Raw genomic sequence first — 25,081 nt, forward strand, 5'->3', positions numbered from 1 at the left:
AGGGGCCGGCCGTGTCGGTGGCAGGCCCTACAGTGGCGTGCATGGCGTTGCTCGACCCCTCACCCGCGGCGATCCGCATGGTGCGCTGCCCCGACTGGGCCTCGGTGTGCGCCGGCGTCGACGCCTATCTCGATTCCTTCGTGCACGACCCCTTCGTGCTGCCCACCGTGGTGGTGCCGGGAGCAGCACACAGGCGTGCCCTGTCACAGCACCTCGCCTCACGCCCCACCGACCCGCAGCACAAGATCCGGGCAGGGATCGACATGGTGACCCTGGGCCAACTGCGCCGTCGTTGTGAACAGGCGTGCCTGGGAGTTGACCCCGACGATGATCCGTGGCGCCTTCCGGCAATGACCATGCACATCGCCCAGCTGGCGCAGGCCCACCTGGATTCCGGGGAGGATTCCGCGACCGACTGGTTCGCGCTGGCCAGGCATTACCTCCAGGGCGCCTCGGGAACGGAAACTGACCGCCCCGGACGGGTCATCGCCTTCGCCGACAGCTTCGCCTCCCTGATCAGCGGATACCGTCGGCACCGACCCGATCTGCTGTTGGACTGGGACGAGCACCGCGATGTCGATGCCCTGGGCCGACCGTTGAGCGACCAGGACCGTTGGCAGGCCAACCTGTGGCGTGAGCTGACCCATTCGTTACGGCCGTGGATCCATCCGGCAGCCCGCGAGGACAGGCTCCGCGAGGCGCTCGACGACCCTGATCCGTCCGCACGCCAGCACCTGCCCTCGCGGCTCGGTGTCGTGGGCCTGGACGGATTCGTCCCCGACGAACGCCGATTCCTGACGACGATGTCCGCCCGGATTCCCCTCACCATCTGGCAATTGGGGTTTGGATCCGATGGTCCGGGTGAGTCGGCCCTGCGCGCCCGGTACGGGTCGGTTCGCGATGAGCTGTGGCACCGCGCACAGGCCCTTCCCGATGTCCGGATTGACCGTCCGGGGACAGGTCCCTCCGGTCGCCCCGCGACGGTCCTGGCGGCCCTGCAGGACGATATCCGCTCCGGACACGGCCCCGGTGATCCACGGGCTGCCGACGAATCCCTGCAGATCCACCTGTCACACGGAGTTGACCGGCAGGTTGAAGTACTTCGGGAGCTGTTGTGCGATCTGTTCGACACCCACCGGGACCTGCAGCCCCGTGACGTGGCGGTGGTCTGCACCGATATCCGCCGCTATGCACCGCTGCTGGAAGCCGACTTCCAGCCTGCTGACACGCCCGACGCCCACCCGGGACACGCCCTGCGGGCCAGGGTCGCCGGGCCGGCAGCCGAACAGCCGAACCAGGTGCTCGAACTCCTCGTGGGGTTGTTCGGCCTGCCGGTGAGTCGGGCCACGGGTCAGGACTTGGTCGACCTGTGCTCGCTGCCGCCCGTGGCGGCGCGCTTCGGCTTCGACGAGGACGGCCTGGCGGGCCTGCCCGAACTCCTGGCCCGCGCGGAGGTGCGTTGGGGGGTCGACGGCTCACAACGGGCCCGGCGGGGACTGTCCGGCGTGCGCCAGAGCACGTGGGTGGCCGGCGTTGATCGCCTGCTGGCCGGCCTCGTCATGGCCGACGAGCCGCCCGCGCGGCTGGACACGGTGGTTCCCGTGGAGCACCTCGATGCCGGTGACGCCGACCTCATCGGCGGACTGGCCGAGTTCGTGTCACGCATGCGCATGCACCTCCTTGAGTTCGCCCAGCCCTGTGGGATGGCCCAGTGGCGTACCCGCATTCTCGATGCCATCGCAGATCTCACCGACCCGGACGTGGCGGAGCAGTGGCAGGTCAACCACATCGCCCAGGAGCTTGATCGCCTCAGCGCGGGCGCAGGCACCGGGTCCACCGCCCTGTCGGCCGCCGACATCTCAGCCATGCTGCGACGCTTGTTGCGCCCAAGCCTCGGGCGAGCCGACTTCGGTACCGGGTCCCTGGTGATGTGTGGCCTGGGCGACATCCAGGCGCTGGGGCACCGGGTCATCGTGCTGCTCGGAATCGACGATGAGCACTTCCCCCCGCGGGTCGCCCATGATCACGACGACCTCCTGGCGCGCCCCACGGTTTCATCGGGACGTGTCGATGCCGACGCCCGGGCACGCCAGCAATTCCTCGACGCGGTTCTGTCCGCCGGCGAGCAGCTCATCGTCATCGGGCGGGGAGCTGACCAGCTCACCGGTGAGCGGCTCCCCCTCCCCGTGGTGCTTGCCGACCTGATCGGCGCTGCCCCCGTACGCGATGAATCGGGCGACGATTCGGGCGATGGCGCCCACCGTGGCTCCCCCTCCGACAGTGCCCTCATTCGCCGACACAGCCTGCAGCCCCATGACGCGACGAACTTCCTGGGCAGCGGCAGGCATCAGCCGTTCAGCTTCGACCGGCAGGCCCTGGCCGGGGCAGAGTCGCTGGCCGGGCCCCACCCGAAGGCCCCGGCCCGCTGGTGGCAGGTGACGGCCCGGGTTCCGGTTTCCGGCGGGCCCGACCCGGACGAGGCACTCGACGTGGACCAGCTCACGGCCTTCTACCGCGATCCGGTGGGGGCCTGGTTCGGTGCCACCTTCGGATTCACCCCGCGGAACCAGGACCCTGTCCTGTCACCCGCCCTGCCGCTCGCCGCGGATGGATTGACCGACTATGTGGTGGGATCGAGGATGCTGGAGGCAACCCTGTCGGGCCAGCCCCGTGAGCGCATCGATTCAGCTGTCCTGCTGTCCGGCGCGGTTCCCCCCGGCACGCTCGGCGCAACGCAATTGATGAATCTGTGGCCCACCGTGCAGGCGATGGCTGCACGCATCGGTGACTTCCGGGCGTCCTCCGAGGGCGCCGCCCGGCACGCCGAGATCGAGGTGGCCCTGCCGCATTCGCTGGTCAGCGGCCAGTTCCAGCTGTTCGACGATCGGCTGCTGGACCATCACTTCGCCACCGTCAAGGCCAAGTACCTCGTGCCGGCCTGGATTCGCCTGGTGGCGGCCACCGCCGGTGGCCTGCCGGTGCGCGAGTTCGTCCTGGTGACACGCGACAAGGAGGTGCACCTGGCGCCTCCCCCGCAGCAGGTCGCGACGCGCATCCTGCGCCAACTCGTGGAGATGCGTCGGCGCGGGCTGCGCGAGTTCCTTCCCCTGCCGCTGGCCACCGCGTGGACCTATGCGCGGGCACAGCATGCCCACACCTCGGGCAGTGACCGGATCACCAGCAACGCCTACCGACGGGAAGGACGCTATTCAGCGCTGTGGGGCGACTATCTCGACCTCGACTGGCGCGCACTGACGGCACTTCCCGCCGACCCGGACGACCCCATCACAGCCTCCGAGTCCCGCTTCAAGAACCTGGCGCGGTGGCTGATGGATCCCCTCCTCGATGCCATGGCGGCCGACGACCAGGCAGGCGCGTGGCGATGATCGACCGCATGAATCCCCGTCCCTTCGACCCCGTGGCCGCCCTCCCGCCGCACACGACGGTGCTTGAGGCCGGCGCCGGCACGGGCAAGACCTACACCATCGCGGCACTCACCGCCCAGGCCCTGGCCCGGGGACAGGTGACCATCGAACGCGTCATGTTGGTGACCTTTGCCCGGGCAGCCAGCTATGAGCTGCGTTCGCGGGTGCACGAACGGCTGCGGAACACCGCCACCGCGATCGACGCCACGCTGGCAGGCATCCCGCCCACCGACCCGGACGCCGTGGACGCTGACCTGTGTGCCGGGGAGGCCGACGTGCTCACGGCACGCCTCGCGCGTCTGCGCGCAGCACTGGCGGACTTCGACCGCGCCACCATCGCGACCACCCACGAGTTCTGTGCACGGTTGCTCGACCAGCTCGGAATCCTCGTTGACCACGACCGCTTCTCGAGCTTCCTGGATGATCCCGACCAGCTCCGCGCACAGGTCATCGACGATGGCTACCTGGCGTGGATGTCCTCGGGGCGGCCGCCCCTCCCGCTCCCGGGGGCGCAGCTCATCGGCGAGATGTCCCTGTCACATCCGGACCTTCCCCTCCTGGACGCTCCGGCGGGCGCCAGCCCCGACGCAGTCAGTCGCGTCGAGTTCGCCACCAACCTGCGGCGCGAGTTCGAGGCCCGCAAGCGCAGCAGCTCGGTGTACGGCTACCACGACATGGTGCAACGAGTACTCATGGCCCTGACCGATCCCGTCACCGGGGAGCTCGCCGCGCGCGTCCTGGCGGCACGCTACGACCTGGTGATGGTTGATGAATTCCAGGACACCAGTCCCGCCCAGTGGCAGATCCTCGAGCACGCCTTCCACGGGCGCACCCGGCTCGTCGTGATCGGGGACCCACGCCAGGCGATCTACGGGTTCCGCGGCGCCGACCTGTACGCATACCTTGCGGCCACCCGGCGTGCGGACGACTACTTCACGTTGAACCGCAACTATCGCTCCGACGCAGGGGTGGTGCAGGGGATCACCGCCCTGTTCGGGCAGGCCAACCTGGGGACCGAGGCCGCCCGTGTGGCCCTTGGTGACATGCACGCCCAGCACGTCGAACCACGCCTGGCCGGGGCGTCACCCAAACAGGCTGCAGTGCAGATCCGCGCCGTGGAACCACAGTCCATGCTCACCGCACCCGCCGGCCGCAAGGCAATCATGGCCGACCTGGTCGCCGAATTTGACCGCCTCCTCAACCGCGCCGAGGTGAACGACGGGGAACACTGGCGACACCTGCGGCCCAGTGACATCGCCGTCCTCGTGCGGCGCCGCGCCACGGGACAGGAGATCCAGCGCGCACTCATCGCCGCGGGAATCCCGGCGGTGTTCACCGGCGGTGAGGGCGTGTTCGCGTCGTCGGCGGCACAGGCCTGGCTCGTTCTGCTCTCCGCGCTGGCCGATCCGCGGCCGTCGGTGTTGCTGCACCTGGCCAGCACGCCATTGATCGGCTGGTCCCCCCGGGAACTGGCCGACGCGGATGAGGACCAACGCACCGAACTGGTCACCGGTGTCAGGGCCCTGCAGGCGACGATGCATGATCACGGGGTTGCCGCGGTCTATGAGGAGCTGTCGGCCCGCTATCGGCTTCCTCCCCGGCTGTTGGCACAGCCCGACGGCGAGCGGATGCTCACCGACCTGCGCCATCTGGCGGAGCGACTCAATTCTGCCGAGCGCCGACACCATCTGGACCTTCCCGCGCTCACCGCGTGGCTGGCACAACGGATAGACCAGGCCCGCACCAGCCAGGACGACGATTCGGTGCGCCGTCTCGAAACCGAGCGGCGGGCCGTGTCCATCATGACGATCCACAAGGCCAAGGGACTCCAGTTCCCGGTGGTTGCCCTGCCCGATCTGGCCGATCGGTACTCCGGCTCACGCTACGACCGCGGGTGGACCACCTCGATGCTCCATGTCGACGGACAATTGTCGATCGATCTCTACACCGACATGTCCTCCGACCGTGAGGCGATCAAGCAGGCCGAGGAACAGGCCGAGGACCTGCGACTTGTCTACGTGGCCGCGACGCGTGCCCAGAGCCGTCTCATTGCGTGGTGGGCCAACACCAAGTTCAACACCTCCACCTCACCGCTGCACCGGCTGTTGAACGCGGACAAGGACTCGGCGCTGCCGCCGGCCCTGAATATCGCCGGGGGTCGCCATCCGGACCAGTGGCCACTGGACCGTCAAGTGGTTGACGTGGTGTCGGTGCCGCGCCCGTCCGGAATTGCCTCGGTGCCGCGCTCCGCCGATCTGGTTGCCGGGTTGGCGGCACGCAAGTTCCATGACCACATCGATCGTGACTGGACGCGCACTTCCTACAGTGGGCTGACTGCTGGCCTGCACGGGGAGAGCCTTCCGCCGGGATCTGTCAGCCCGCGCGACGACGAGCCCGATCTCGATGGCATCCTGGCTGATCCCGGCGAGGTTGACGGGCCGGTATCCCCGTCCGCGTTGCAGCCGAACGGCCTCGCCGAGCTTCCCGGGGGCACCCAGTTCGGATCCCTGGTCCACTCGGTTCTGGAGATCACCGACCCCGCCTCGTCCTCGCTGGACTCGGACCTGCTGGAGGCCAGTGCCAGGATGCTTCGTCGGTGGCCGGTCGCCCAGGTACCCGCCCAGGGGCTGGCCACAGGCCTTGCCAGCGTCCTGCGCGCACCGCTGGGCGACCTCACCAATGGTCGCTCCCTGACCGACCTGGGCGCCGTCAACCGGCTGGCGGAGCTCGAATTCGAAATGCCGCTGGGCCGGGCTTCGCGGCACCGTGCGGTGTCAGACCTGGCCGGATTGTGGGCCGACCGTGCACTGATACCCGAGGACGACCCGCTCGTTGACTACGGTGCTGCCCTGGCAGGCTCCGCGGCCGCCGATCGCACGCTGTCGGGCTTCCTCACCGGTTCGATTGATGCCGTACTGAGGGTTGCCCCGGCCGGGCACGCCGGGGCCGCCGACTCCGCCACGGCCCAGTTCTGCCTGATTGACTACAAGACCAATCGCATCCCCGTGCGCCCCGGGGACCACCTCGGCCCCCACTCCTATACCCGCAGGGCAATGACCGACGCCATGATCGGCGCCCACTACCCCTTGCAGGCGCTCATCTACAGTGTCGCCCTGCACCGATACCTGGGCCAGCGGCTGCCGGGGTACTCCCCCGCGATACATCTCGGAGGAGTGGGCTATCTGTTCGTGCGCGGGATGACGGACGATCCGTCGGCCGGGGATCGCCTGCCCGGTGTGTTCCTGTGGCATCCGCGACCTGCGCTCGTCGCGGCCGCCTCGTCCGTCCTGGCAGGGGGTGACCCACGTGATTCCCAGTGATGGCCGCGTCGTGTCGGCCACCGGCGTTCTCGCGCAGTTCGCTGCCGCGGGAGTGCTGGAGGCAGCGGACGTGCATGTGGCCAAGATGGTGACGCGTACCGGTGGGGAGAACGATCCGTCCGTCGCCCTGGCGGTGGCCCTGACCGTGCGGGCGTTGCGGGCCGGTTCGGTGTGCCTGCCGCTGGACCAGGCACGTCCGATGGCGCACTTCTTCGTCCGTGAGGACGACGATCAGGCCGCTCGCACTGACATTGACGCCTTGCCGTGGCCGGATCCGCTGGATTGGTTGGCCACCGTGGTGGACTCGCCCCTGGTCGGCGATGAGGACGCCACGATCAATTCCCGGCCGCTGCGCTGCGTGGACGGTGCGGTCTACCTGGAACGCTATTGGTGCGATCAGGAGTCGATCAGGGTCATCCTGGCCCACCGCGCCGAACCGCTGCCCGCCGTTGATGAGTCCGCCCTGACCGCGGCGCTGGATGAGTTCTTCCCCGGCGGGGACCAGGAGGCCGACCAACGCCGTGCCGTGGCAGCTGCCGTGCTGGGACGCACGACGGTGATCGCCGGCGGCCCGGGCACGGGCAAGACCCGGACCATTTCCTGGGTGGTCGAGGCCATGCGCCGCCAGTGGATGGCCCAGGGCGAGACCGGGCGGATCGCGCTCGCCGCACCCACCGGCAAGGCCGCTGCCCGTCTCACCGAGTCGCTCCGGGAGAACACGGCCGGCCCCTCCTCCCCTGCCGGGACGCAGGGGGCGGGTGAGGACGCGATGGCAGTCCCGGGCCAACTCCACGCGGTGACCCTGCATCGGCTCCTGGGAGCACGTCCGGGACGCGGCGTCAGCTTCGGACCCGCTCGCCGGCTCCCCTACGACCTGGTGGTGGTCGATGAGATGTCGATGGTCTCGTTGAGCCTGATGGCACGACTGCTGGAGGCCCTTTCCCCCTCGACCAGGTTGGTGATGGTTGGCGACGCGGATCAGTTGACGCCTGTCGATGCCGGCGCCGTGCTGGCCGACATCACGGCCGCGGGGCTCGCCGGCCCCGATCCTCTCGGGGGCGGCATCGTGGAGCTCCGGCACGGATTTCGCTTCGATTCCGCGATCGCCCAGTTGGCCGATGCCGTGCGTCGCGGTGATGCCGATGCCACGCTGGAATTGCTCCGGGCCTCGCCCGAGGGCCTGCAGTTCGACGAGCTCGACCCGGGCATCGTCGAACTGGATGCATTGCCCGCGCTGCGCCGCGAACTCGAGGTGCAGGCCCGGGGCATTGGTCACGCCGCGACATCCGGGGATGGCAACGGCGCGGTGCGGGCGCTCGAGGGCCACCGCCTGCTGTGTGCCCACCGTACCGGCGTGTACGGGGTGAGCCGCTGGTCGGCAATGGTCCAGCAGGTGCAGCGCCCGGCGCTGGCCTCCGGCTCGGATGCCGATCCTGACTGGTTCACCGGACGGCCGCTGCTGGCCACCCGGAACATGGCGGAACTGGGTATCAGCAATGGCGATACCGGGGTGGTGATCGCGACCCCCGAGGGGCCGCGGGCAGCCATGAGCAATGGACGCAGCTATGCACCGTTCGTGCTCGAGGGCATCGAGACGATGTTCGCCATGACAATCCACAAGTCCCAGGGCAGCCAGTTCGACCGGGTCACGGTCGTCCTGCCCGGGGCCGACTCGCCGTTGCTCACCCGTGAGCTCCTGTACACCGCCATCACCAGGGCCCGCCGGGGAGTGCGGATCATCGGATTGCGCGAGGCCATCGTCACGGCGGTTCGGACGCCCGCGCGCCGTGCGTCCGGGTTGACCGATCGGCTACAACGCACGAGTGTCCGACCCCACTGAGGCTCGCGACCACCCGGGAGTGGCCGGGGGCGGCGCTGCCGATGCGGGTGTTCAGCCCTCCGGGCTCGGCAGTGTCCCCTGGAGCCACGAGTTGACCAGGCGACGTCCCACCGAGGCCCCGGGAGGCAGGGTCAGCTGCTGGTCGTGCAGGCCACTGACCACCTGCTCGCGGCTGTACCAGCCGCCCCAGGCCAGTTCCTCGCCATCCACCTGGCCCCCGCCCGTGCTGCGGGCCACGAAACTCAGCATGAGCGAGCGTGGCAGCGGCCAGGGCTGGCTCCCCAGATAGCGCATGGCGGTCAGCCTGAGATCGGCCTCCTCACCGATCTCACGGGCCACGGCCTGCTCGACGCTCTCACCCGCCTCGATGAACCCGGCGAGCACCGATACCCGCCCGTCGAGCCAGCTGTTCTGGTGCGCCAGGTAGATCCGGTCACCGGGATCGAGCACGGCACAGATGATGGCGGGATCGGTGCGCGGAAAGGTCTCGGTGTCGCAGTCTCGACAGACCGCCGCGAAACCGCCCAGGGTGCGTACGAGGGGGCCTCCACAGACAACGCAATGCCGGCTGCGCCGATACCAGTTCAGGGACGCCAGGGCGGCGGAGGCGATCTCGCGCTGGCCGGCGCTCAGGGGGGCGTGACGCATGGTCGTGCTCAATGCCGCATCCACCCGGCGCGCGAACCAGGCGGTGCCGTCCAGCAGGCCCACGAAGATGGTTGATTCCGTGGGCACCGCGCCATCGGCGTCGATGAGGGCACGACCGAAGGGGTCGATGTCGAAGCGTCCCTGTTGGTCCACCAGGAGGAGTTGGCTCCCCGCAGACTTCCACAGCCGAACCAGGTTCTCGGGGTCATGGCGCAGCTCCGACGCATGGTCGAGCAGCGCCGGATCGTCCCAACCGCTCAGCGACCAACCAACCCGTTCATTGTTGCTTGCCACATCCTCAGGCTAGCCGGATCGGTGACGCGGTATGCCCCCACTGTCCGCGGCACGCCGGCCGGGCCCATCGGGAGCCCCGGGCATCCGATCGTTGAGGCCCGGCAGGTGCTCGACCAGCCGGGTCAGCTCGTCACGTCCGGGCAGCCCCGTCGGACGCTCCACGCGTCCGCTCATCACGTGGCAGAACACGGCGTCAACCTCGTCAGGCTCCACGCCCGAGACATCTGCCCACGCAAGCCGGTACAGGGCCAACTGCAAGGGATCGGCCGGGCCGTCAAAGGTCTTCCAATCCACCACCTGGAAGCGATGGGGACCCGACCCGGGCAATCTGTACACCGCGTCGATACGCCCGCGGACCTGACGTGATCCCAGCACCAGGATGAAGGGCGCCTCGACACGGTATGGCGTGAGGTCGGCGTAGGGACCCTCCTCAAAGCGGCGCTGCAGGATTTCCAGACGTCGCTGGGAGGATGCGTCCATCCGCGCGGGCAACTCATCGGACGATTCGTCGTCGCCAACGAGCAGCCCCGATCCGGCGCGGAATCGTTGTTCCAGCCAATCGTGGAAGCGCGTGCCCACACCGGCTCCACCGCTGGCCCGACGCGGCATCGGGCGCACCAGATTCGCCGCGAACTGTTCCGGTTCGGCCTGCGACAGGATGAGGGCGCTCGCGGACAACGATTCCACGGGCACCACGCGGTGGGCGTCCCGGGCCTGCTCGCGGGCCGCCCTCACCAGCAGCTGCGCTTCTGCCTGCCATTCCTGGTACGCCTGTTGCTCGTCGAGTGACAATTCCCCGGCAAGCTGCGCAGGCAGTTCACCGATGCCGGGGTCGCCACCCGCACCGGGACCGAGCCGTCTGATCAGGCCCTGAACGGTCCCCGCAGCGGTTTCCACGAGCTCCTCGCGGTCGGGATCAGCAGGCCTCGGCCATACCGCCGTGGCGGGGACCGCCGCCACCGGGTTGTCGGCATCGGGGGCCGGTTGCTCCGGCAGGTCGCCCCCGGAGATCTGTGCCAGTACGCGGAAGTACTCGGAGGTGTGCGAGGCGGTCTTGCGCTGCGGCTCCCACACGTGCGTGGTGGCCACCAGATGACGCCGGGCCCGGGTGATCGCCACATAGGCGAGCCGGTCCTCGGCGAATTGTCCGGCGCTGCGCAGGTCGGTACCGAAGGCCTGCAGGCCAGCCTTCGTGGTCTCGCCAAGCTGCGGGATGCTTCCCGCGTCACCGCGCAATGGGGAGGGCAGGAGTCGGGCAAGGGTGGTCCAGTTGTCCCCCCGCACAGTGGCCGGGAAGGTGCCCTCCACCAGGGTTGGAAGGTAGACGGTGTCCCATTCCAGGCCCTTTGCGCGGTGGACGGACAGCAATGACACGGAGTCGTCGGCAGTGGGCAGCGCCTGCTCCATGCCATCCTCCTCGTCGAGGACCGACTCGACGTACGACAGGAAGCCGCTCAATCGCGCCGTGCCGTCAAGGTCGGTGAAGTCGCCGACCACCTCGAGGAAGCGCGCCACCTGGGCACCCATGTGCTGCGAATAGGTCCCCGGATCCGCAAGCAGCTCAACGCCCAGGTTCATCGCTGCCACGATGCGCCGAACCAGTCCCGGCAGGGGCTCACTGACGTGACGACGCAGTTCCCGGAATTCGGCAACGAACCGGCCCAGGCGGCTGCTTCCCAGCTGGGACAGTCCCGGGCATGGCAGATCGAGCACATCCATCAGGCAGGCCATGGGTCTGCCTGCCTGTTCCTGCTGTCGGGCCAATTCCGCACGCAGGGAGGCCGGCGGATCCGCCGCTGGGGTGGCTCCGCCCTGGTCGCGGGATGGGTCGGATCGCACCGCATTCAGCCGGTTCACGGCCTCACCGAGCGCCGCCAGGTCCGGGGGTCCGATCTGCCATCTGCGGGAGGACAGCAATTGGACCAGTGCGGGGTTGTCGGTGTCATCGTCCAACAGCCTGAGCGTGGCAACGATCTCGCTGATCACGGCGAGCCGGAACAGGCCTGCCAGCCCGACGATCTCCGTCGGCACGTCCCGTGCACTGAGGCGACGGAAGAGCGGTTCGATGGTGGCGTTGCGACGCACCAGGACCGCGATGCCGGCATATCCCTCCAGGGCACCACGTGCGGCGATGTCGTCGGCGATCCAGTCCAGTTCCTCGTCGCTGCTGGTGAAATGGCGGGTCGTCACCGTTGCCGGTTCCTGGCCCGGTGCAGCATGCAGTGTGAAGTCCACGCCGGGCAGGTGGGGCATGGCGGGATCGGACTGGAGACCCTGTGCCACCACGTTGGCGCCATCGAGGATCTCCGGGCCGCTGCGCCGGTTGACGCGCAACGAGTAGGCATTCGCAGCAGTGCCGTCGGCCTTCGGGAAGCTGGTGGGGAATTCCGCAATATTGCTCGCCGCCGCTCCCCGCCACCCGTAGATGCTCTGGTAGGGATCACCGACCGCTGTCACCGGATGGCCCCGCCCCTCGGCCACCGTGGGGCCACTGAACAAGGTTGTCAGCAGGGTGGCCTGTGCGCTGGAGGTGTCCTGGTACTCGTCCAGCAGTAGTACCCGGTACTGCTCGCGCAGCATCGTCGACACCTCGGGTGCCCGTTCGGCGATCGTTGCTGCCTGGGCCATCAGATCGGCGAACTCAACCCATCCGAGGCGATCCTTGGCGCGGCGATATGACTCCACGAGTCCCAGTAGCTCCAGCCGCTCGGCCGCGACCCGTTCGGCGTCCACGACCGCGCGATAGGGAGCTCCCCGCCACAGGGGCGCCTCATCGAGTCCGCCGACATAGTCCGCCGTGAACTCCTCGATGCGTTGGCCGGTGACCATGTGCTGGGTCATCATCGTGTCGAGTCCGAGCAGGGCTCCGATCAATCTGCGGTCATTCCACTCCCCCAGTGCGACGAGGGGGAATTCGTTGGCTGCCACCACCTGGGCGGCCAGTCGGTAACGCGTGGCATCCGTGAGCCTGTGCTCAGCGGGATCAATGCTGATGCGGGGCGCGTGCTCCGAGACCAGTTGCCCGGCAAAGGAGTCGTAGGTCGTGACGGTCTGGGCCTCGGAGTTCTCCAGCGCGGCGGCGTCGATGATGCCGGACCCGCTCAGCGCGGTGGTCACCCGGTTGGACAACTCTGCGGCGGCCTTGCGCGTGAAGGTCAGTCCCAGCACCTGATCGGCACGCACCTGGCCGGTACCCACCAGCCACACGACACGCGCTGCCATCACCGTCGTCTTGCCCGACCCGGCTGCAGCGATCACCACACCGGGCTCCAGCGGAGCCGCGATCACTGCCAGCTGCTCGTCAGAGAAGGGGATCGACAAGATCTCCCGAAGGTCCTCTGGTCGCTCGACCGTGCGTCCGCTCATCGTGAACTCGCCTCCCGGGCCCAGATCGGGCAGTCGGCACGGTGGTCGCAGTAGCTGCAGGGCGGCCCCTCGACTGCCGGGTAGTCCTCCTCGACCACGCAGTGGACGGCGAAGGCCAGTGCATCGTCCACCATGGTCGGCCCCTGGATGTCCACGTCACCGCGCACCAGCCAGGTGTTCGCCAGCTGTTCGGCGGCCGGGTAGGGATGGTCGTCAAGGCCGGGTTGTCCCACCACCTTGGGCAGCAGCGGGTCGCGTGCGCCCGCCGGCAGCCGCAGAAACACCAGCAGGGCGCCATCCATGGCGGGGGTCGAGCCGGTCAGTTCGCGGCACGCGCCGCGCATTACTGCCAGCTGGTAGGCGGCGAGCTGCAGATTGGATGCCGCCTCGGTGCGACTGGGTGCCCGGCTCCCGGTCTTGAAGTCGATGATCCGGATGCGGCCCGAGGTCCGGTCGCGCTCGAGCCGATCGATCGATCCCACCAGTTCGAGTGGCTGTCCGCCGATGACGAATGTGTGCCTGACCGGCACCTCGACGCCGAGTACCTCGGTGGGTTGGCCGCCCTGCCATCGTTCGAACCGGGTGATCATCTCGTGCGCCCGGGAACGCTCAATGAGCGTGCGCCAACCCTGCTGGTGGACGTCGAGGTCATTCCAGGCCTCGTCGAGGGCGTCATGGAGCTGGTCCTCACTGAGGTGATCGGTCACGGCATGTTCGGCGAGGAGATGGATCACTGATCCGACGCCTGCCGCAAACCCGCCTGTGGTGGCGCCGCGCGCCGCTACGTCGAGGAACCACTGCCGGGGACAGGCGATGAGCTTCTGCAGGCCGGTGACCGACAAGCGGATGGCCTTGTCCCGGGTCGGGCCCTCCGGCTCCCCCACGCCGGCCGGGGAGGGTGTCCCATGACGGCCTGACAGCCCGCCGAGTCCCCACCAACTGCGGGGATCCGCCCCCGGCACAAGGGCTCGTTGCTGGTCGTCACGCACCACGGCGAGCTGGCCCAGTTGGTGGGCGGCCGCCTCCCGGAGTCCCGCGGTAGAGCGTTGATCGGCGGTGACCCTCCTCAGCTCACCGACCAGTCCCTGAAGGGACCGGGGGCGTCGGGTGTCGTGTGGCACGGCAAGGACCTGGCCGCCGAGCTCCCGCACGAAACGCGATGCCTGTGCCTGCTCGTCACCGGAACCCAGGTTTGCCGTGATGACCAATTCCTTGCGGGCACGACTGGCGGCCAGCACGAACGCCCGCCGCTCCTGCTGCATCCACGCCCCGGGCGCCGGTGCCAGCCCCGGGTCGTCGGCGTCGAGCAATTCCGCCGACAGGAGCCCGGCTCCACGGCGATTACCCGGCCACGATCCCTCCGCAGCGCCCATGATGATGACGCGATCCCACTCAAGCCCCTTGGCCCGGTGGGCGGTGAGCACCTGCACTCCCCGGCCCCGGGGATCTGATTCGCGTGCCTGGTCACCGGGGATCTCCTGGCCCGAGACCTCAGCGATCAGGGTCTCGGCGCCCTTCTGACCCGTGAGCTCCATGTGCCGCGCGGCGACGTCGAAGAGGGCCAACACGGCATCAAGGTCGCTGTTCGCCTGTCCGGAGGAGGCCGAACCCGATAGCGCCTCGCCCCGCAGCCGGGAGGGCCAATCAGTGCCGTCCCACAGCCGCCACAACACGTCGTAGGCCCCCTCGCCACGCATGATGCGCGCCGCGGCGTCGCCCAACAGCGCCGCCAGTTCCCGGACCGGTTCCAGGTCCGGGTCGGTGGGCAGGGCCGACGTTGCGGTCTGGGCCGTGGGCCCCGTGGGCGGTGTCGTGACATCCGTCGGAGCCGCCCCGGAGGTGTCCGGACGGTGAACGAGCGCCCCGACGTCCTGCGCCGTCGCCGGGGGCACCACCGGGCTCGGCAGGTGATCACCCGCCCGACGCATGAGGAACTGGCGGACCAATGTCATCGGATCCGATGTCGTACCCGACGCGGCCTCGTGCCACAGGGCTCCCCCGACGCGCCGCAGCGCGGTCGGGTCAAGGGATGTCAACGGGGACAGCAGGAGCCGGTCAAGCTGATCGGGATCGGGCGGTACCCGGCGGGAGAAACCCAGCGCGACGGCCAGCGCATCCATCAGGGTGACGACACAGGCCTGTTCGCTCAGGGCGATGTCACTGCCCGCCACTTCCACCGGGATCCCCTGATTGGCCAGCCCCCGCGCGATGGTGCCCAACTGGCCGCGACCGGCCCGGCAGATGACCGCCTGTTGCGACCACATGACCCCGGCCAGCCTCGCTGTTCGCAGGTCTTCGGCCACACCGGCGATCTCGGCCGCCGCCGTCTCGTAGCTGCGACACACGATCTGCTCGGCCCGGTCTGCCCCGGAGACCGCCCCTGCCTCGTGGGGCCGGGTGCCCGATCCGCCACCGGCGACCGGATTGCGCGCGATCAGGCTGGCGATGCCTCGTTGGAGACCGGCGGTTCCGCGTAGTGACGTGGACAGGTCGATCCGCTCCGGCCCCGGCAGGCCGGTGACCTCGAACCGACGCCCGAAGTCGGCCACGGCGCGCGGATCGGCACCACGGAAGGCAAAGACCGACGATTGCGGGTCTGCGGTGGCAGCCACCGGAATACCCACCTGATGCACCTGTTCGAGCAGTGCGATCTGGGAGCGGTCGAGCTCGGCGAACTCATCGCAGAAGACCCCCTCGATCTCTTCGGTCAGCACCGAGCTGACCGGCGCCTCCAGCAGGAGCAACCTGGTGCGGTGCACGAGTTCGGCGTAGTCCCAGGCGGGTTGGGCATCGAGCACGTCAAGGTAGTTCTCGAAGAACAGGCCCATGCTCACCCACTCCTCACGCCCCGTGCGCCGGCCCAGCCGCACCAGGTCGTCGGGATCAAGTCCCTGCTGCCGCGCCCTGGCCATGCCGGTGCGCAGCTCCTGCGAAAAGGCCATCGTGGCGATGGCCGCACGCACCGATTCGGGCCACAGGTCCCGGCCGAGTTGCACCACGAGCTCGCGCACCTGCATCTGCTGCTCAGGTCCGGTGAGCACATGGGGCAACTGGCCGTCGGCATCGAGGTGGCCGAACCGGCGCTGCAGGGCGAGGCACCAACCGGGGACTGTGGTGATCACCGGCGCCAACTGGCTGCTCGCCAGCCGGGCCACGATGCGTGCACGCAAGCGCTGTGCTGCCGGACGCGACCAGGTGAGCACGACGAGGCGATCCATGTGCGCCCCTGCCTCCACGCGTTGCGCCACCGCCTCGACCAGTGCGGTGGTCTTGCCCACGCCCGGCCCGCCGAGTGCGAGCACAGCGCCGTGGGGCCGGGCGCACGCCTCGACGAACGCGCGCTGCTGGTCGAGCAGCTGGAATGACATGCCCCCATGCAACCACGCGGCACCCACAGTTTCCGGCGACGCCGCCGTCGGCGGTGCAAGCTCCGGTGAGGGGACGCTGCCGCGACACCGGGACCCCCGCGGAGGCCCCGGACGCCCGTTTTTCGCACTGGGAATCTTTCCAAAACCATCACCGGGACGCCCAGCGCTTTCCATCTGGGGTGCACTGTGAGAAACTGGACACACTGTTCTAACCGGGCACGCATTCAGTATCAGGAGTCTGGGTCGCGTCATGGCACAGCAACACCGGATATTTGGTGCGCTGAAACGAGCAGCGGGCCGTGAGGTGCGGCCCGGCAAGTAAGTATGTAGGGAGTACACATGGCCACCGGAACCGTCAAGTGGTTCAACGCGGAGAAGGGCTACGGCTTCATCGCCGTCGACGGATCTAGCGATGACGTCTTCGTTCACTATTCCGCGATTGATTCCACGGGTTTCCGTTCCTTGGACGAGGGACAGAAGGTCGAGTTTGACATCGCTCAGGGACCCAAGGGTCAGCAGGCCGAGCACGTAAAGCTCGTCAACTGAGCGTCCAAGCCGCTTAAGCAAAATGGGGGTCTCGCCGAAAGGTGGGACCCCTTGCTTGTGTCTCCGCCCTGGACTGATCTGCACCCCGATTCAGCGTGCCCTACCGATCATCGATAAGTTGCCGCCATCGCCCAGGGGCCAGCCAGCCGCGACAAGGAACCAGCCATGACGAATGAATCACCCGCCACCGACCGCGATAATCTTCGCCGCGGCCCCACCGCGTGGGCTGGTGGTGCCACCCACGTCGGCACCAAGGCCCCACCGAACCAGGATGCGCTGGTCGTTGCCGCAACACCCGGCGAATCCCACCGCAGCGCCATCGTGGCGGTCTCCGACGGCGTGTCGACCTCTCCACATTCGGATGTCGCGAGCCAGATCGCCGTTGACGTGGCCACCGATCATCTGACCAGCGTGCTCACCAAGCCGCATCACAGCGATGAGCCGTCGGCGCTCGCCGACGACCTGAAGGCCGCCGTGGTCGCCGCCAACGATGCGATCGTCGCAGCGGCTGGCGACGATGTCCACGGCTATGCCTGCACGCTGGTTCTTGCCCTGGTGCACCGGGGATTGGTCGTGGTGGCCAACCTCGGCGACTCCCGCGCCTACTGGTTCGGTGACGACGCCACCAATATGTTGCTCACCACTGACGACTCCATGGCCCAGCTCAGCATCGAGCTCGGCACCTCCCGCGAGGTCGCCGAGGCGGGACGCCAGGCCCACGCGATCACCAAGTGGCTGGGCCCGAACGCACCGTCCCTGGAGCCACAGCTGGCCGGCTTCAAGGTCGCTGGTTCGGGATGGCTGCTGGTCTGCAGCGATGGCCTGTGGAACTATGCCTCAGCGCCGGCGGAGTTGCGGGCGGTGTGGGATTCCCTGCCGGCCGCCCCTGATGCGACGGCTGAGACGCTGGCTGGCCAGCTCATCGACTGGGCCAATGCGCGCGGTGGCCGCGACAACATCACCGTCGGGTTGGTCCGCGTCGAGGAACCCGACACGCCCGCCCCGGAGCAGTCCCCGGCAGGGTCGACGCAGTCCTGAGGAGGGCGCGAGGCCCGACCGCACGACGGCGGAGCCACCGCCACTGCCCCGTGATCATGCCCGTAGCGCAATCGCCGGTGGCCGGCCCGGGCCGCACTCCGGGTAGATTTGAGTGCGTGGATATCAAGATTGGCATTGAAAACGTGAACCGTGAGCTGGGCATCGAAACAGACCAGACCCGCGACGAGGTAACGGCGGCCCTCAAGGAAGCCCTCAGCAACGACGGCGTCTTCACGCTGACCGATTCCAAGGGACGTCAGTTGGTCGTGCCCGGGGCAAAGATTGCCTATGTGGAGTTCGGCGAGGAGCATGCGCGCCAGGTCGGCTTCGGCACGATCTGATCGACCCCTTCCGGCCCCGTCGTCGTGACGGGCCGGGCCGGAAGGCCTCGCGTGGACGCCACCTGACAGCAGTCACGCAAAGACGGCCTCCCCACGTGGTGGCCTCACGTCAGGAACCCCCTCATCCGACAGCAGGGCGGGGCCGCGGTTGTCCGCGGCCCCGCCCTCGCTTGTCCGGTGAAAGATTCAGGAGGCCAGGCCGAGCCGTGCCATGCGTCGGGAATGGCCCTCCATCAGTTGCTCGAGCAGTACGCTGACCGCTCCCAGCGCCGCCATGTCCCCGGTCTGGGCGTCATCGGGGCGGGGCACCGCAGAGGCCACCAGCTCCGTCAGCTCGACCTCCTTGGCGGCGATGCGCTGGCACTGCCCCAGTGCCTCGGCCGCCAGGCGACGGCCGTAGAGCGCCAGGCTGCCGGCCAGATCGGGATCGTCGGCCAGTGACTGCGACAGGGTCCGGTTGGCGAAGTCCGCGATCCGCCAGGCAACGGGCCCCGGTGAGATGAGCCGCGCCATCGGTTCCGGCCACGCCGCCGAGAGCTTGTCGGCAAAGTCGGTGCGCAGGCCGCTCACCAGGAGCGACCTCAGTTGCGCCGTGGGCCAGTCAGTCGGTTGGGTCGCCTGCGCGAAGGCGTCCAGGGGCTCGCGGAATGCCTCGAGGCTGTCACCAACCGGCCAACCATGGGCATGCAATTGATCTGCCACGCGGTTGAATCGCTTGAATTGTGCGGTGGCCAATTCCGCCACGGCAATGCGGTCATCCAGCGTTGGTGCGAATTCTCCGGAGAAGGACAGCACCTCGAAGTCGACCAGCTCGCACTGCCCCAGCACTCCGAGCAGTTCGCGGCCACCCACCGGCAAGTCGATCGGGATGGTGGGGGGCGTCTCCGCCCGGCCTGCAGGACGCGTGTTGGGGGCACCTGGTTCAGTCTGCTGCGCACTCACGGGACAAGGCTACCGGCCCCCGGGCCGACTCGGATCGGTTGAAACGCGCCGGACGGCTAGACTTGGCGTGGTGCATAACCATGCACCACAACCATGTGCCGCCATCGGCTCGCCCAATCCGCAGGCCAAGAGCTCGGATTGATGGCGAACTCGGGACGCATCCACGCGAGAACCCTTGACGGTTCGACGCAGGGGACGCGCACCGACGCGTTGGCCACACGGTGCAACCCAATAGCTTGTCCCGACGCCGTGCGCAGGGACGGAGAACTGGATTCATGACGCTTTCCACCACTGATCCGGACGCAGCCGAGCCCGCGAAGACCACCTTCGCCGACCTCGGCGTGGCGCCCTCCATCGTCACTGCCCTCGATGCCGAGGGAATCACACACCCATTCCCCATCCAGGAGATGGCGATCCCGATCGCCCTCACCGGCACCGACATGATCGGCCAGGCCCGAACGGGCACCGGCAAGACCCTGGCCTTCGGCATCCCGATCCTGCAGAAGGTCGTCCTCAAGACCGACGAGGGATTTGACCAGCTCGATCCCAAGGACAAGCCCCAGGCCCTGGTGATGAGCCCCACCCGCGAGCTTGCCCAGCAGGTCGGCAGCGACCTGGCGATCGCCGGACGTGACCGCCACGCCCGCGTGCTCACCATTTACGGCGGCGTCGGCTACGACGACCAGCTCGATGCCCTCAAGAAGGGCGTCGACGTGGTGGTCGGCACGCCCGGACGCCTCCTCGACCTGGTGCACCGCGGAAACCTTGACCTGTCCCATGTGCGCATCGCCGTGCTCGATGAGGCCGACGAGATGCTCGACCTGGGCTTCCTGCCCGATGTGCAGGCCCTGCTCGACCGCACTCCCGCGTCGCGCCAGACCATGATGTTCAGCGCCACGATGCCGGCCGTGATCATGTCGCTCGCCAGGTCGCGACTCAACCAGCCGGTCAACATCCGCGCCGAGGGCCGCGATGCCCAGGCAACCGTGCCGCAGACCACCCAGTTCATCTACCAGGCCCATGAGCTCGACAAGCCCGAGATGATCGGCAAGATGCTCCAGTCCGAGGGCATGCGCAAGATGATGGTCTTCACCCGCACCAAGCGGGCCGCGCAACGGCTGGCAGACGATCTGCGCGACCGCGGATTCGAGGCGGCGAGCCTCCACGGCGACCTGAACCAGTCGCAGCGCGAGAAGACGATGAAGCGGTTCCGCAACGACAAGATCCAGGTCCTGGTTGCCACCGACGTGGCCGCGCGCGGCATCGATGTCGACGATGTCACCCACGTGGTCAACTACGAGGTGCCCGACGATCCGGAGCAGTACGTCCATCGCATCGGTCGCACCGGCCGGGCCGGCCATGAGGGTGTGGCGGTCACCCTGGTCGATTGGCAGGATGTCACCCGCTGGAAGGTCATCAACAAGGCGCTTGACCTGCCCTTCCCGGAGATCGAAGCCACGTTCTCGACCACTCCCCAGTTCCTGGAAGACCTGCACATCGCACCCGACACCAAGGGCCGGCTGGCCGATGCGAAGCCCCGTGACGAGGGTGAGCACCGTGGTGACGAGCGTCGCGACCGGGGCAAGGGCCACGGCGGCAAGGGACATCACGATCGTGGTCGCGACCGTCACGAGGGGCATGGCAAGAAGAAGGACGGCGAGCACCGTCACGACGCGAAGGACAAGGACAAGGGCGGTGACGCCAAGCGCGACCGCCCGCATCGCAAGCGCCGTCGTACCCGCAATGGCAAGCCCGTGGCCGCCCAGCACAAGGACGACTGATTGCTTGACCGCGTGATCGCTTGACGACAAGACACTGGTGGGGCAGACCGTCACGGTCTGCCCCACCAGTGTCTTGTCCTCCTGCGCTGCCTTGTTGGCGGCGCACGGCAGTGGCGCCGCGACGCCCGGTCGGCTGGCTAGTAGTCCATGTTCATGGCCGCCAACACATCGCGCAGCGTCGCATCGGCGATCTCATTGGCCCGCGCATTGCCCTCGTGCAGCACCTGTCGCAGATAGCCCTGATCGGCCTCGAGTTCCAGCCTGCGGGCGCGGATCGGGGCGAACATCTCGTTGATCGCCTCGGTGCAGGCCTTCTTCAGGGCGCCACCACCGCCATCGCCGATCCGGGCGGCGACGTCCTCGGGCTTCTCACCGGTCGCCAGGGCAGTGAGCATGACGAGGTTGGAGACCTCGGGCCTGTTCTGGGGATCGTAGGTGATGTGCCGATCCGCATCAGTCTTGGCCTTCTTGATCAGCTTGGCGGTCTCGTCCGCCGTCATGCCGATCTGAATCGTGTTGTGGCGTGACTTGCTCATCTTGGTCCCATCGAGGCCAAGGATCGACGGCGCCGCGGACAGCAGGGCGTCGGGCTCCGGGAAGACCGGCTGGTCCGGCGTGGCCCGGCCATAGCGCTCGTCAAAACGTCGTGCGATGAGGCGGGTGACCTCAATGTGCGGGAGCTGGTCCTTGCCCACAGGCACCAGATTGGCCTTGCAGAACAGGATGTCTGCCGCCTGGTGCACCGGGAAGGTGAGCATGAGCCCGCTCATCGGGCGTCCCCCTGAATGCTCCATCTCATCCTTGACCGTGGGGTTCCGGTTGAGCTCCGGCACGGTGATGAGGCTCAGGAAGGGCAGCAACAGCTGGTTGAGGGCCGGCACGGAGGAATGGGTGAAGATCGTGGTGCGGGCGGGGTCGATTCCGCAGGCCAGGTAGTCGGCCATGCCGGACATCACATTGTCCTGCAGGTCCCCCACGCCGTCGCGATCGTAGATCACCTGGTAGTCGGCAACGACCAGCATCGAGGGCACACCCAGGTTCTGCAGGCGCACGCGGTTGCTGATGGACCCGAAATAGTGGCCGATATGCAGCTTTCCGGTGGGCCGATCGCCGGTGAGGATGCGGTACTTGCCGGGATTGACGCCGATATCGGCCTCAATGGCATCGCTACGGGCCTGACTGGCTACCAGCGTCTGCCGATCTGAGCCTCCCCGCGCTTCCGTGTCGGGTGATGATTCTTCGGGTTCGGTGGCGGAGGTCAAGCTCATGCGCCTCAGTCTACAGACGACCCATGAGGGTCTCGACTCCACCGATCGAGCCTCCGCGTGCCGTGATGCGCAACGCGAGCTCGTGCAGGGCACTCGGCCTGGTGACGCAGGTCCCGAGGTCATGGCCGGTCTTGCCGGTGCCGTGGTAGTCAGAGCCGCCGGTGCGCATCAGCCCCAGCCGTCCCCCGAGCTCGAAGAGCAGGGCACGTGTCTGCTGGTCCTGATCGGGATGGTCAACCTCAATGCCGTCGAGGCCGTGGTCGGCCTTCAGCGAGGCCAGCAGCGCCGACGTCACGACATCGCGGGTGCCCCGAATCCACGGGTGGGCGATGATGCATGCCCCGTGGGCACCGTGCACCAGGTCGATGGCGCGTGCCAGGGCGAGGGTCTCCCGCGGCACATAGGCAGGCCCCGTGCTGTCGAGGTACTTTGCGAAGGCCTCGTCGCGGTTGGCCACATAGCCCTTGGCCACCAACGCATCGGCCACATGGGGACGTCCCGCCGACGAGGCGCCCAGCATCTGCTTCTCGACGTCGCCCACGGAGAGGTCCATGCCGAGCTCATGGAGCTTGGCGATCATCTTCGGGAGCCGATCGAGCCTGGACGCCCGCATGTGGGCGAGTTCCCGGCGCAGCGGCTGGGCCCATGGGTCAGCGCCGTAGCCCAACAGGTGAACCTCGGTTGACCCCACATGGGTGCTGATTTCAATGCCCGGCAGCACGGCCACCCCGAAGCGACGTCCGGCCTCCTCGGCCTCTGCGAGTCCGTCGAAGGTGTCGTGATCACACAAGGCGATCACGGCGAGCCCGTCACGTTGTGCCTTCTGCACCAGCGCGGTGGGAGTGTCCGTTCCGTCAGAGACATTCGAGTGCGTGTGCAGGTCGATGAGCATGCCCCAATCCTGCCACGTTTGGGGGTTGCCACGCCTGCGTTGCCGGCCACCCGAAGGACGGGCAACCCACCGCTCGCGCGATGTCGCCCCACCGGTGCCACAAGGGGGCCGCAACACGCCAGAATGGGGGCATGGAATTCACAGCCGAACACCATTACGACGCAGAGCCAGCCGCGGTCTACGCGATGTTCAATGATCCGCAGTGGTGGCGCACCCTGGTTGAGCGGGCGGGCGCCGAGAGCAGCAGGATCACCGCACAGGACGCCACGGTGGACGTGCACATCGAACTCACCACTCCGCAGAAGGCGCGTCCGTTCGCCGGCGACACGCTCGGTCTCGATCAGACCTTCACCTGGACCCCGACGGATGGTGGCTGGGATGGCACCTTCCGGCAGGGCACGGCCGGCAAGCTGCCTGCCGCATCGACCGGCACGGCAACCATCCGGGCGGGGCACGGCGGCACCGATGTGCACTACACCGGTGAGTTCACCGTGAAGATCCCGGTGATGGGTCGCAAGCTGGAGGCCATGGCGGCCCCTTATGTCACCCAGATCATCGACCTCCAACAGAAGGTCGGCACCGAATGGTTGTCGGCGCACAAGGGCTGAGTCCCCTGGTGACCGGTGCCTCCGCGCGGTCGGCACCGGTCCCCGTGGTGGGCCGGCGTCAGTCCTCAGTGACCTCGGCCGCCGCTGGAATGAGCTGCGCGATCTGCAAGCGCGCCACCGGCGTTGCCACAAGGTAGCTGGCCGGTTGGTCCTCTCCCCCATCGCGCTGGGTGATCAGGGCCACCTCGTCGCCACGATCACGCAGCGCGTCGGCGAGGCGGACCGCCTCGCCGTGGTCACGCAGCACAATGCGTGTGGTCATCTCAATGCTCCTTCGCCTTCACGGATGCCGGTAATTCGCTGACGTCGTGCCACAGGAGGGGCGCATCCGCCGCGAGGGCCTGCACATCGGTGTTCTGCCATGCCCCATCGATGTCCGAATGCGCCAGCTTGCGGGCCACGTCGGCCTCATCTGCCGGGTGCGGCCCGGTGAAGAAGGCCGTGACCGCCGACAGCGGCAGGCCCGGCAGCAGCACTGCCCCGTTCGGCTCCTCGCCGGGATCTGCGTCCCCGTGGGCATCGACCCGGGCCACCATGACGAGGCGGCGATCGCCCCGAATCAACGACCACACGGCCGCCACCTGGAGCGCGGCCAGCTCCGCGTCCTCACTGTCGGGTTCCACGCCGAAGGTCTCACACAGGCCCGGCGTGATGGCGATGGCCGACACGGGACCCCCCAGGGTGCCCGTCGTCACCAGGGAAGCAGCCTCATCGGTGCGCAGGGGCACGAATACCAGTGGCGCCCTGTCGGTGCGGGACGTCTTTGTGCTCATGGGTTCTCCTCCATTGATGTGGCTACCCGGAGTTTTCCACAATTGACGAGCTGGGGTTGTCGTCGTCGCCACCCACCGGCATGCTCACCCCCATGGACAATGCGATGGCTGATCTCCCCGTGCCTCCCCCGCAGATGTGGGCGACCAACGCCGGGCCGGTGGAGTGCGTGGGTGTCGTGCGGCAGGCACGTCCCCCGCTGCAGTTGGGGGCGGGGTGGTCGAGGTCACGTCCTCAAGCCGTGCAGCATCGTCCGGATCCGGCTGCCCACCGCCTCGCGATCACCTTTGCCCGCATGATCAAGGAGGCCCTGGCAGGGACCCGTCCGGCCCGCCAGCTGCAGGCGGTGATGCGCGCGGACAGGCTGGAGCAGGTGGTGAGCATCCAGCGCATGGGAGGCCTGACCGGGATCCGATGCACCCATGTCCGCGCGGATCGTCCCGCAGCGGGCACCGTGGAGGCAGTGGCCTGCTACCGCTGGACCTCCGCCGAGCCTCCACCACCCGGTGGTGAGCCAGCGGAGCGCGCGTTCGCGGTGGCCTTCCGGTTGGACTTCCGACGGGGCCGGTGGTGCTGCGACGAATTGCAGATCATCGCCTCGGCGCAGCCTGACCGGGCAGCCTGACTGATCCG

Annotated in this window: 17 protein-coding genes; 9 read left to right on the forward strand and 8 right to left on the reverse strand. The window is 68.3% G+C overall.

The window, feature by feature from the left end; translation table 11 throughout:
• Positions 1–41: 41 nt before the first annotated feature.
• From RM25_RS05850 to recD, 3 genes are read left to right on the forward strand one after another with little or no spacing between them, the layout of a single operon-like run.
• On the forward strand, positions 42–3,386 hold the full coding sequence (locus tag RM25_RS05850; RefSeq protein ID WP_044636180.1) for an exodeoxyribonuclease V subunit gamma: 3,345 nt from the start codon (positions 42–44) through the stop codon (positions 3,384–3,386).
• Positions 3,383–6,745, forward strand: coding sequence for a UvrD-helicase domain-containing protein (locus RM25_RS05855; RefSeq protein WP_044636740.1), 3,363 nt, complete (start codon positions 3,383–3,385; stop codon positions 6,743–6,745). The genes RM25_RS05850 and RM25_RS05855 overlap by 4 nt, the downstream gene beginning before the upstream one ends.
• Positions 6,732–8,585 carry an exodeoxyribonuclease V subunit alpha gene (gene recD, locus RM25_RS05860; RefSeq protein WP_230579869.1) on the forward strand — a complete coding sequence of 618 codons (1,854 nt, stop codon included), beginning with the start codon at positions 6,732–6,734 and terminating at the stop codon, positions 8,583–8,585. Before RM25_RS05855 ends, recD begins: the two co-directional genes overlap by 14 nt.
• A gap of 51 nt (positions 8,586–8,636) precedes the next feature.
• Here recD and nudC read toward each other — a convergent pair whose 3' ends face one another.
• Genes nudC through RM25_RS05875 form a run of 3 tightly spaced genes read right to left on the reverse strand, consistent with a single transcriptional unit; the run spans position 8,637 to position 16,261 of the window.
• Positions 8,637–9,527 carry an NAD(+) diphosphatase gene (gene nudC / locus RM25_RS05865; RefSeq protein ID WP_048769223.1) on the reverse strand — a complete coding sequence of 297 codons (891 nt, stop codon included), beginning with the start codon at positions 9,525–9,527 and terminating at the stop codon, positions 8,637–8,639.
• 9 nt (positions 9,528–9,536) lie between these two features.
• Positions 9,537–12,893 carry an ATP-dependent helicase gene (locus RM25_RS05870; protein WP_044636181.1) on the reverse strand — a complete coding sequence of 1,119 codons (3,357 nt, stop codon included), beginning with the start codon at positions 12,891–12,893 and terminating at the stop codon, positions 9,537–9,539.
• On the reverse strand, positions 12,890–16,261 hold the full coding sequence (locus tag RM25_RS05875; RefSeq protein ID WP_036940707.1) for an ATP-dependent helicase: 3,372 nt from the start codon (positions 16,259–16,261) through the stop codon (positions 12,890–12,892). Before RM25_RS05875 ends, RM25_RS05870 begins: the two co-directional genes overlap by 4 nt.
• Positions 16,262–16,600: 339 nt before the next feature.
• Between RM25_RS05875 and RM25_RS05880 the strand changes: the two genes are divergently transcribed.
• The 3 genes from RM25_RS05880 to RM25_RS05890 all read left to right on the forward strand — a co-directional run bounded on the left by RM25_RS05880 (position 16,601) and on the right by RM25_RS05890 (position 18,186).
• Positions 16,601–16,807, forward strand: a complete 207-nt coding sequence (locus tag RM25_RS05880) for a cold-shock protein (RefSeq protein WP_013160887.1) — start codon at positions 16,601–16,603, stop codon at positions 16,805–16,807.
• Between the two features lie 165 nt (positions 16,808–16,972).
• Entirely contained in the window at positions 16,973–17,845 is an 873-nt protein-coding gene (locus RM25_RS05885) for a PP2C family protein-serine/threonine phosphatase (RefSeq protein WP_013160886.1), read from the forward strand.
• Positions 17,846–17,961: 116 nt separating this feature from the next.
• Positions 17,962–18,186 carry a DUF3107 domain-containing protein gene (locus RM25_RS05890; RefSeq protein WP_013160885.1) on the forward strand — a complete coding sequence of 75 codons (225 nt, stop codon included), beginning with the start codon at positions 17,962–17,964 and terminating at the stop codon, positions 18,184–18,186.
• 186 nt (positions 18,187–18,372) lie between these two features.
• Here the strand turns inward: RM25_RS05890 and RM25_RS05895 are convergent, their stop codons facing one another.
• Positions 18,373–19,128, reverse strand: coding sequence for a ferritin-like fold-containing protein (locus tag RM25_RS05895; RefSeq protein ID WP_013160884.1), 756 nt, complete (start codon positions 19,126–19,128; stop codon positions 18,373–18,375).
• 275 nt (positions 19,129–19,403) lie between these two features.
• Between RM25_RS05895 and RM25_RS05900 the strand changes: the two genes are divergently transcribed.
• A complete protein-coding gene (locus tag RM25_RS05900) occupies positions 19,404–20,909 on the forward strand; it encodes a DEAD/DEAH box helicase (RefSeq protein ID WP_013160883.1) in 1,506 nt (501 codons plus the stop codon).
• Between the two features lie 137 nt (positions 20,910–21,046).
• Here the strand turns inward: RM25_RS05900 and trpS are convergent, their stop codons facing one another.
• Both trpS and RM25_RS05910 read right to left on the reverse strand, forming a co-directional pair.
• A complete protein-coding gene (gene trpS / locus RM25_RS05905; RefSeq protein WP_013160882.1) occupies positions 21,047–22,177 on the reverse strand; it encodes a tryptophan--tRNA ligase in 1,131 nt (376 codons plus the stop codon).
• A 10-nt stretch (positions 22,178–22,187) separates the two neighbouring features.
• Complete coding sequence (locus RM25_RS05910; RefSeq protein WP_013160881.1) at positions 22,188–23,069, reverse strand: PHP domain-containing protein; 882 nt, start codon at positions 23,067–23,069, stop codon at positions 22,188–22,190.
• Positions 23,070–23,200: 131 nt separating this feature from the next.
• Here RM25_RS05910 and RM25_RS05915 point away from each other — a divergent pair, with 131 nt between their 5' ends.
• A complete protein-coding gene (locus RM25_RS05915; protein ID WP_013160880.1) occupies positions 23,201–23,677 on the forward strand; it encodes a DUF2505 domain-containing protein in 477 nt (158 codons plus the stop codon).
• 58 nt (positions 23,678–23,735) lie between these two features.
• Here the strand turns inward: RM25_RS05915 and RM25_RS05920 are convergent, their stop codons facing one another.
• Positions 23,736–23,939, reverse strand: a complete 204-nt coding sequence (locus RM25_RS05920) for a hypothetical protein (RefSeq protein ID WP_013160879.1) — start codon at positions 23,937–23,939, stop codon at positions 23,736–23,738.
• 1 nt (position 23,940) lies between these two features.
• Complete coding sequence (locus tag RM25_RS05925) at positions 23,941–24,450, reverse strand: DUF6912 family protein (RefSeq protein WP_013160878.1); 510 nt, start codon at positions 24,448–24,450, stop codon at positions 23,941–23,943.
• A 104-nt stretch (positions 24,451–24,554) separates the two neighbouring features.
• Between RM25_RS05925 and RM25_RS05935 the strand changes: the two genes are divergently transcribed.
• Positions 24,555–25,073, forward strand: a complete 519-nt coding sequence (locus RM25_RS05935; protein ID WP_129931349.1) for an Rv3235 family protein — start codon at positions 24,555–24,557, stop codon at positions 25,071–25,073.
• The last annotated feature ends 8 nt before the right edge of the window (positions 25,074–25,081 follow it).

The sequence above is a fragment of the Propionibacterium freudenreichii subsp. freudenreichii genome, assembly GCF_000940845.1.
GTDB lineage: Bacteria > Actinomycetota > Actinomycetes > Propionibacteriales > Propionibacteriaceae > Propionibacterium > Propionibacterium freudenreichii.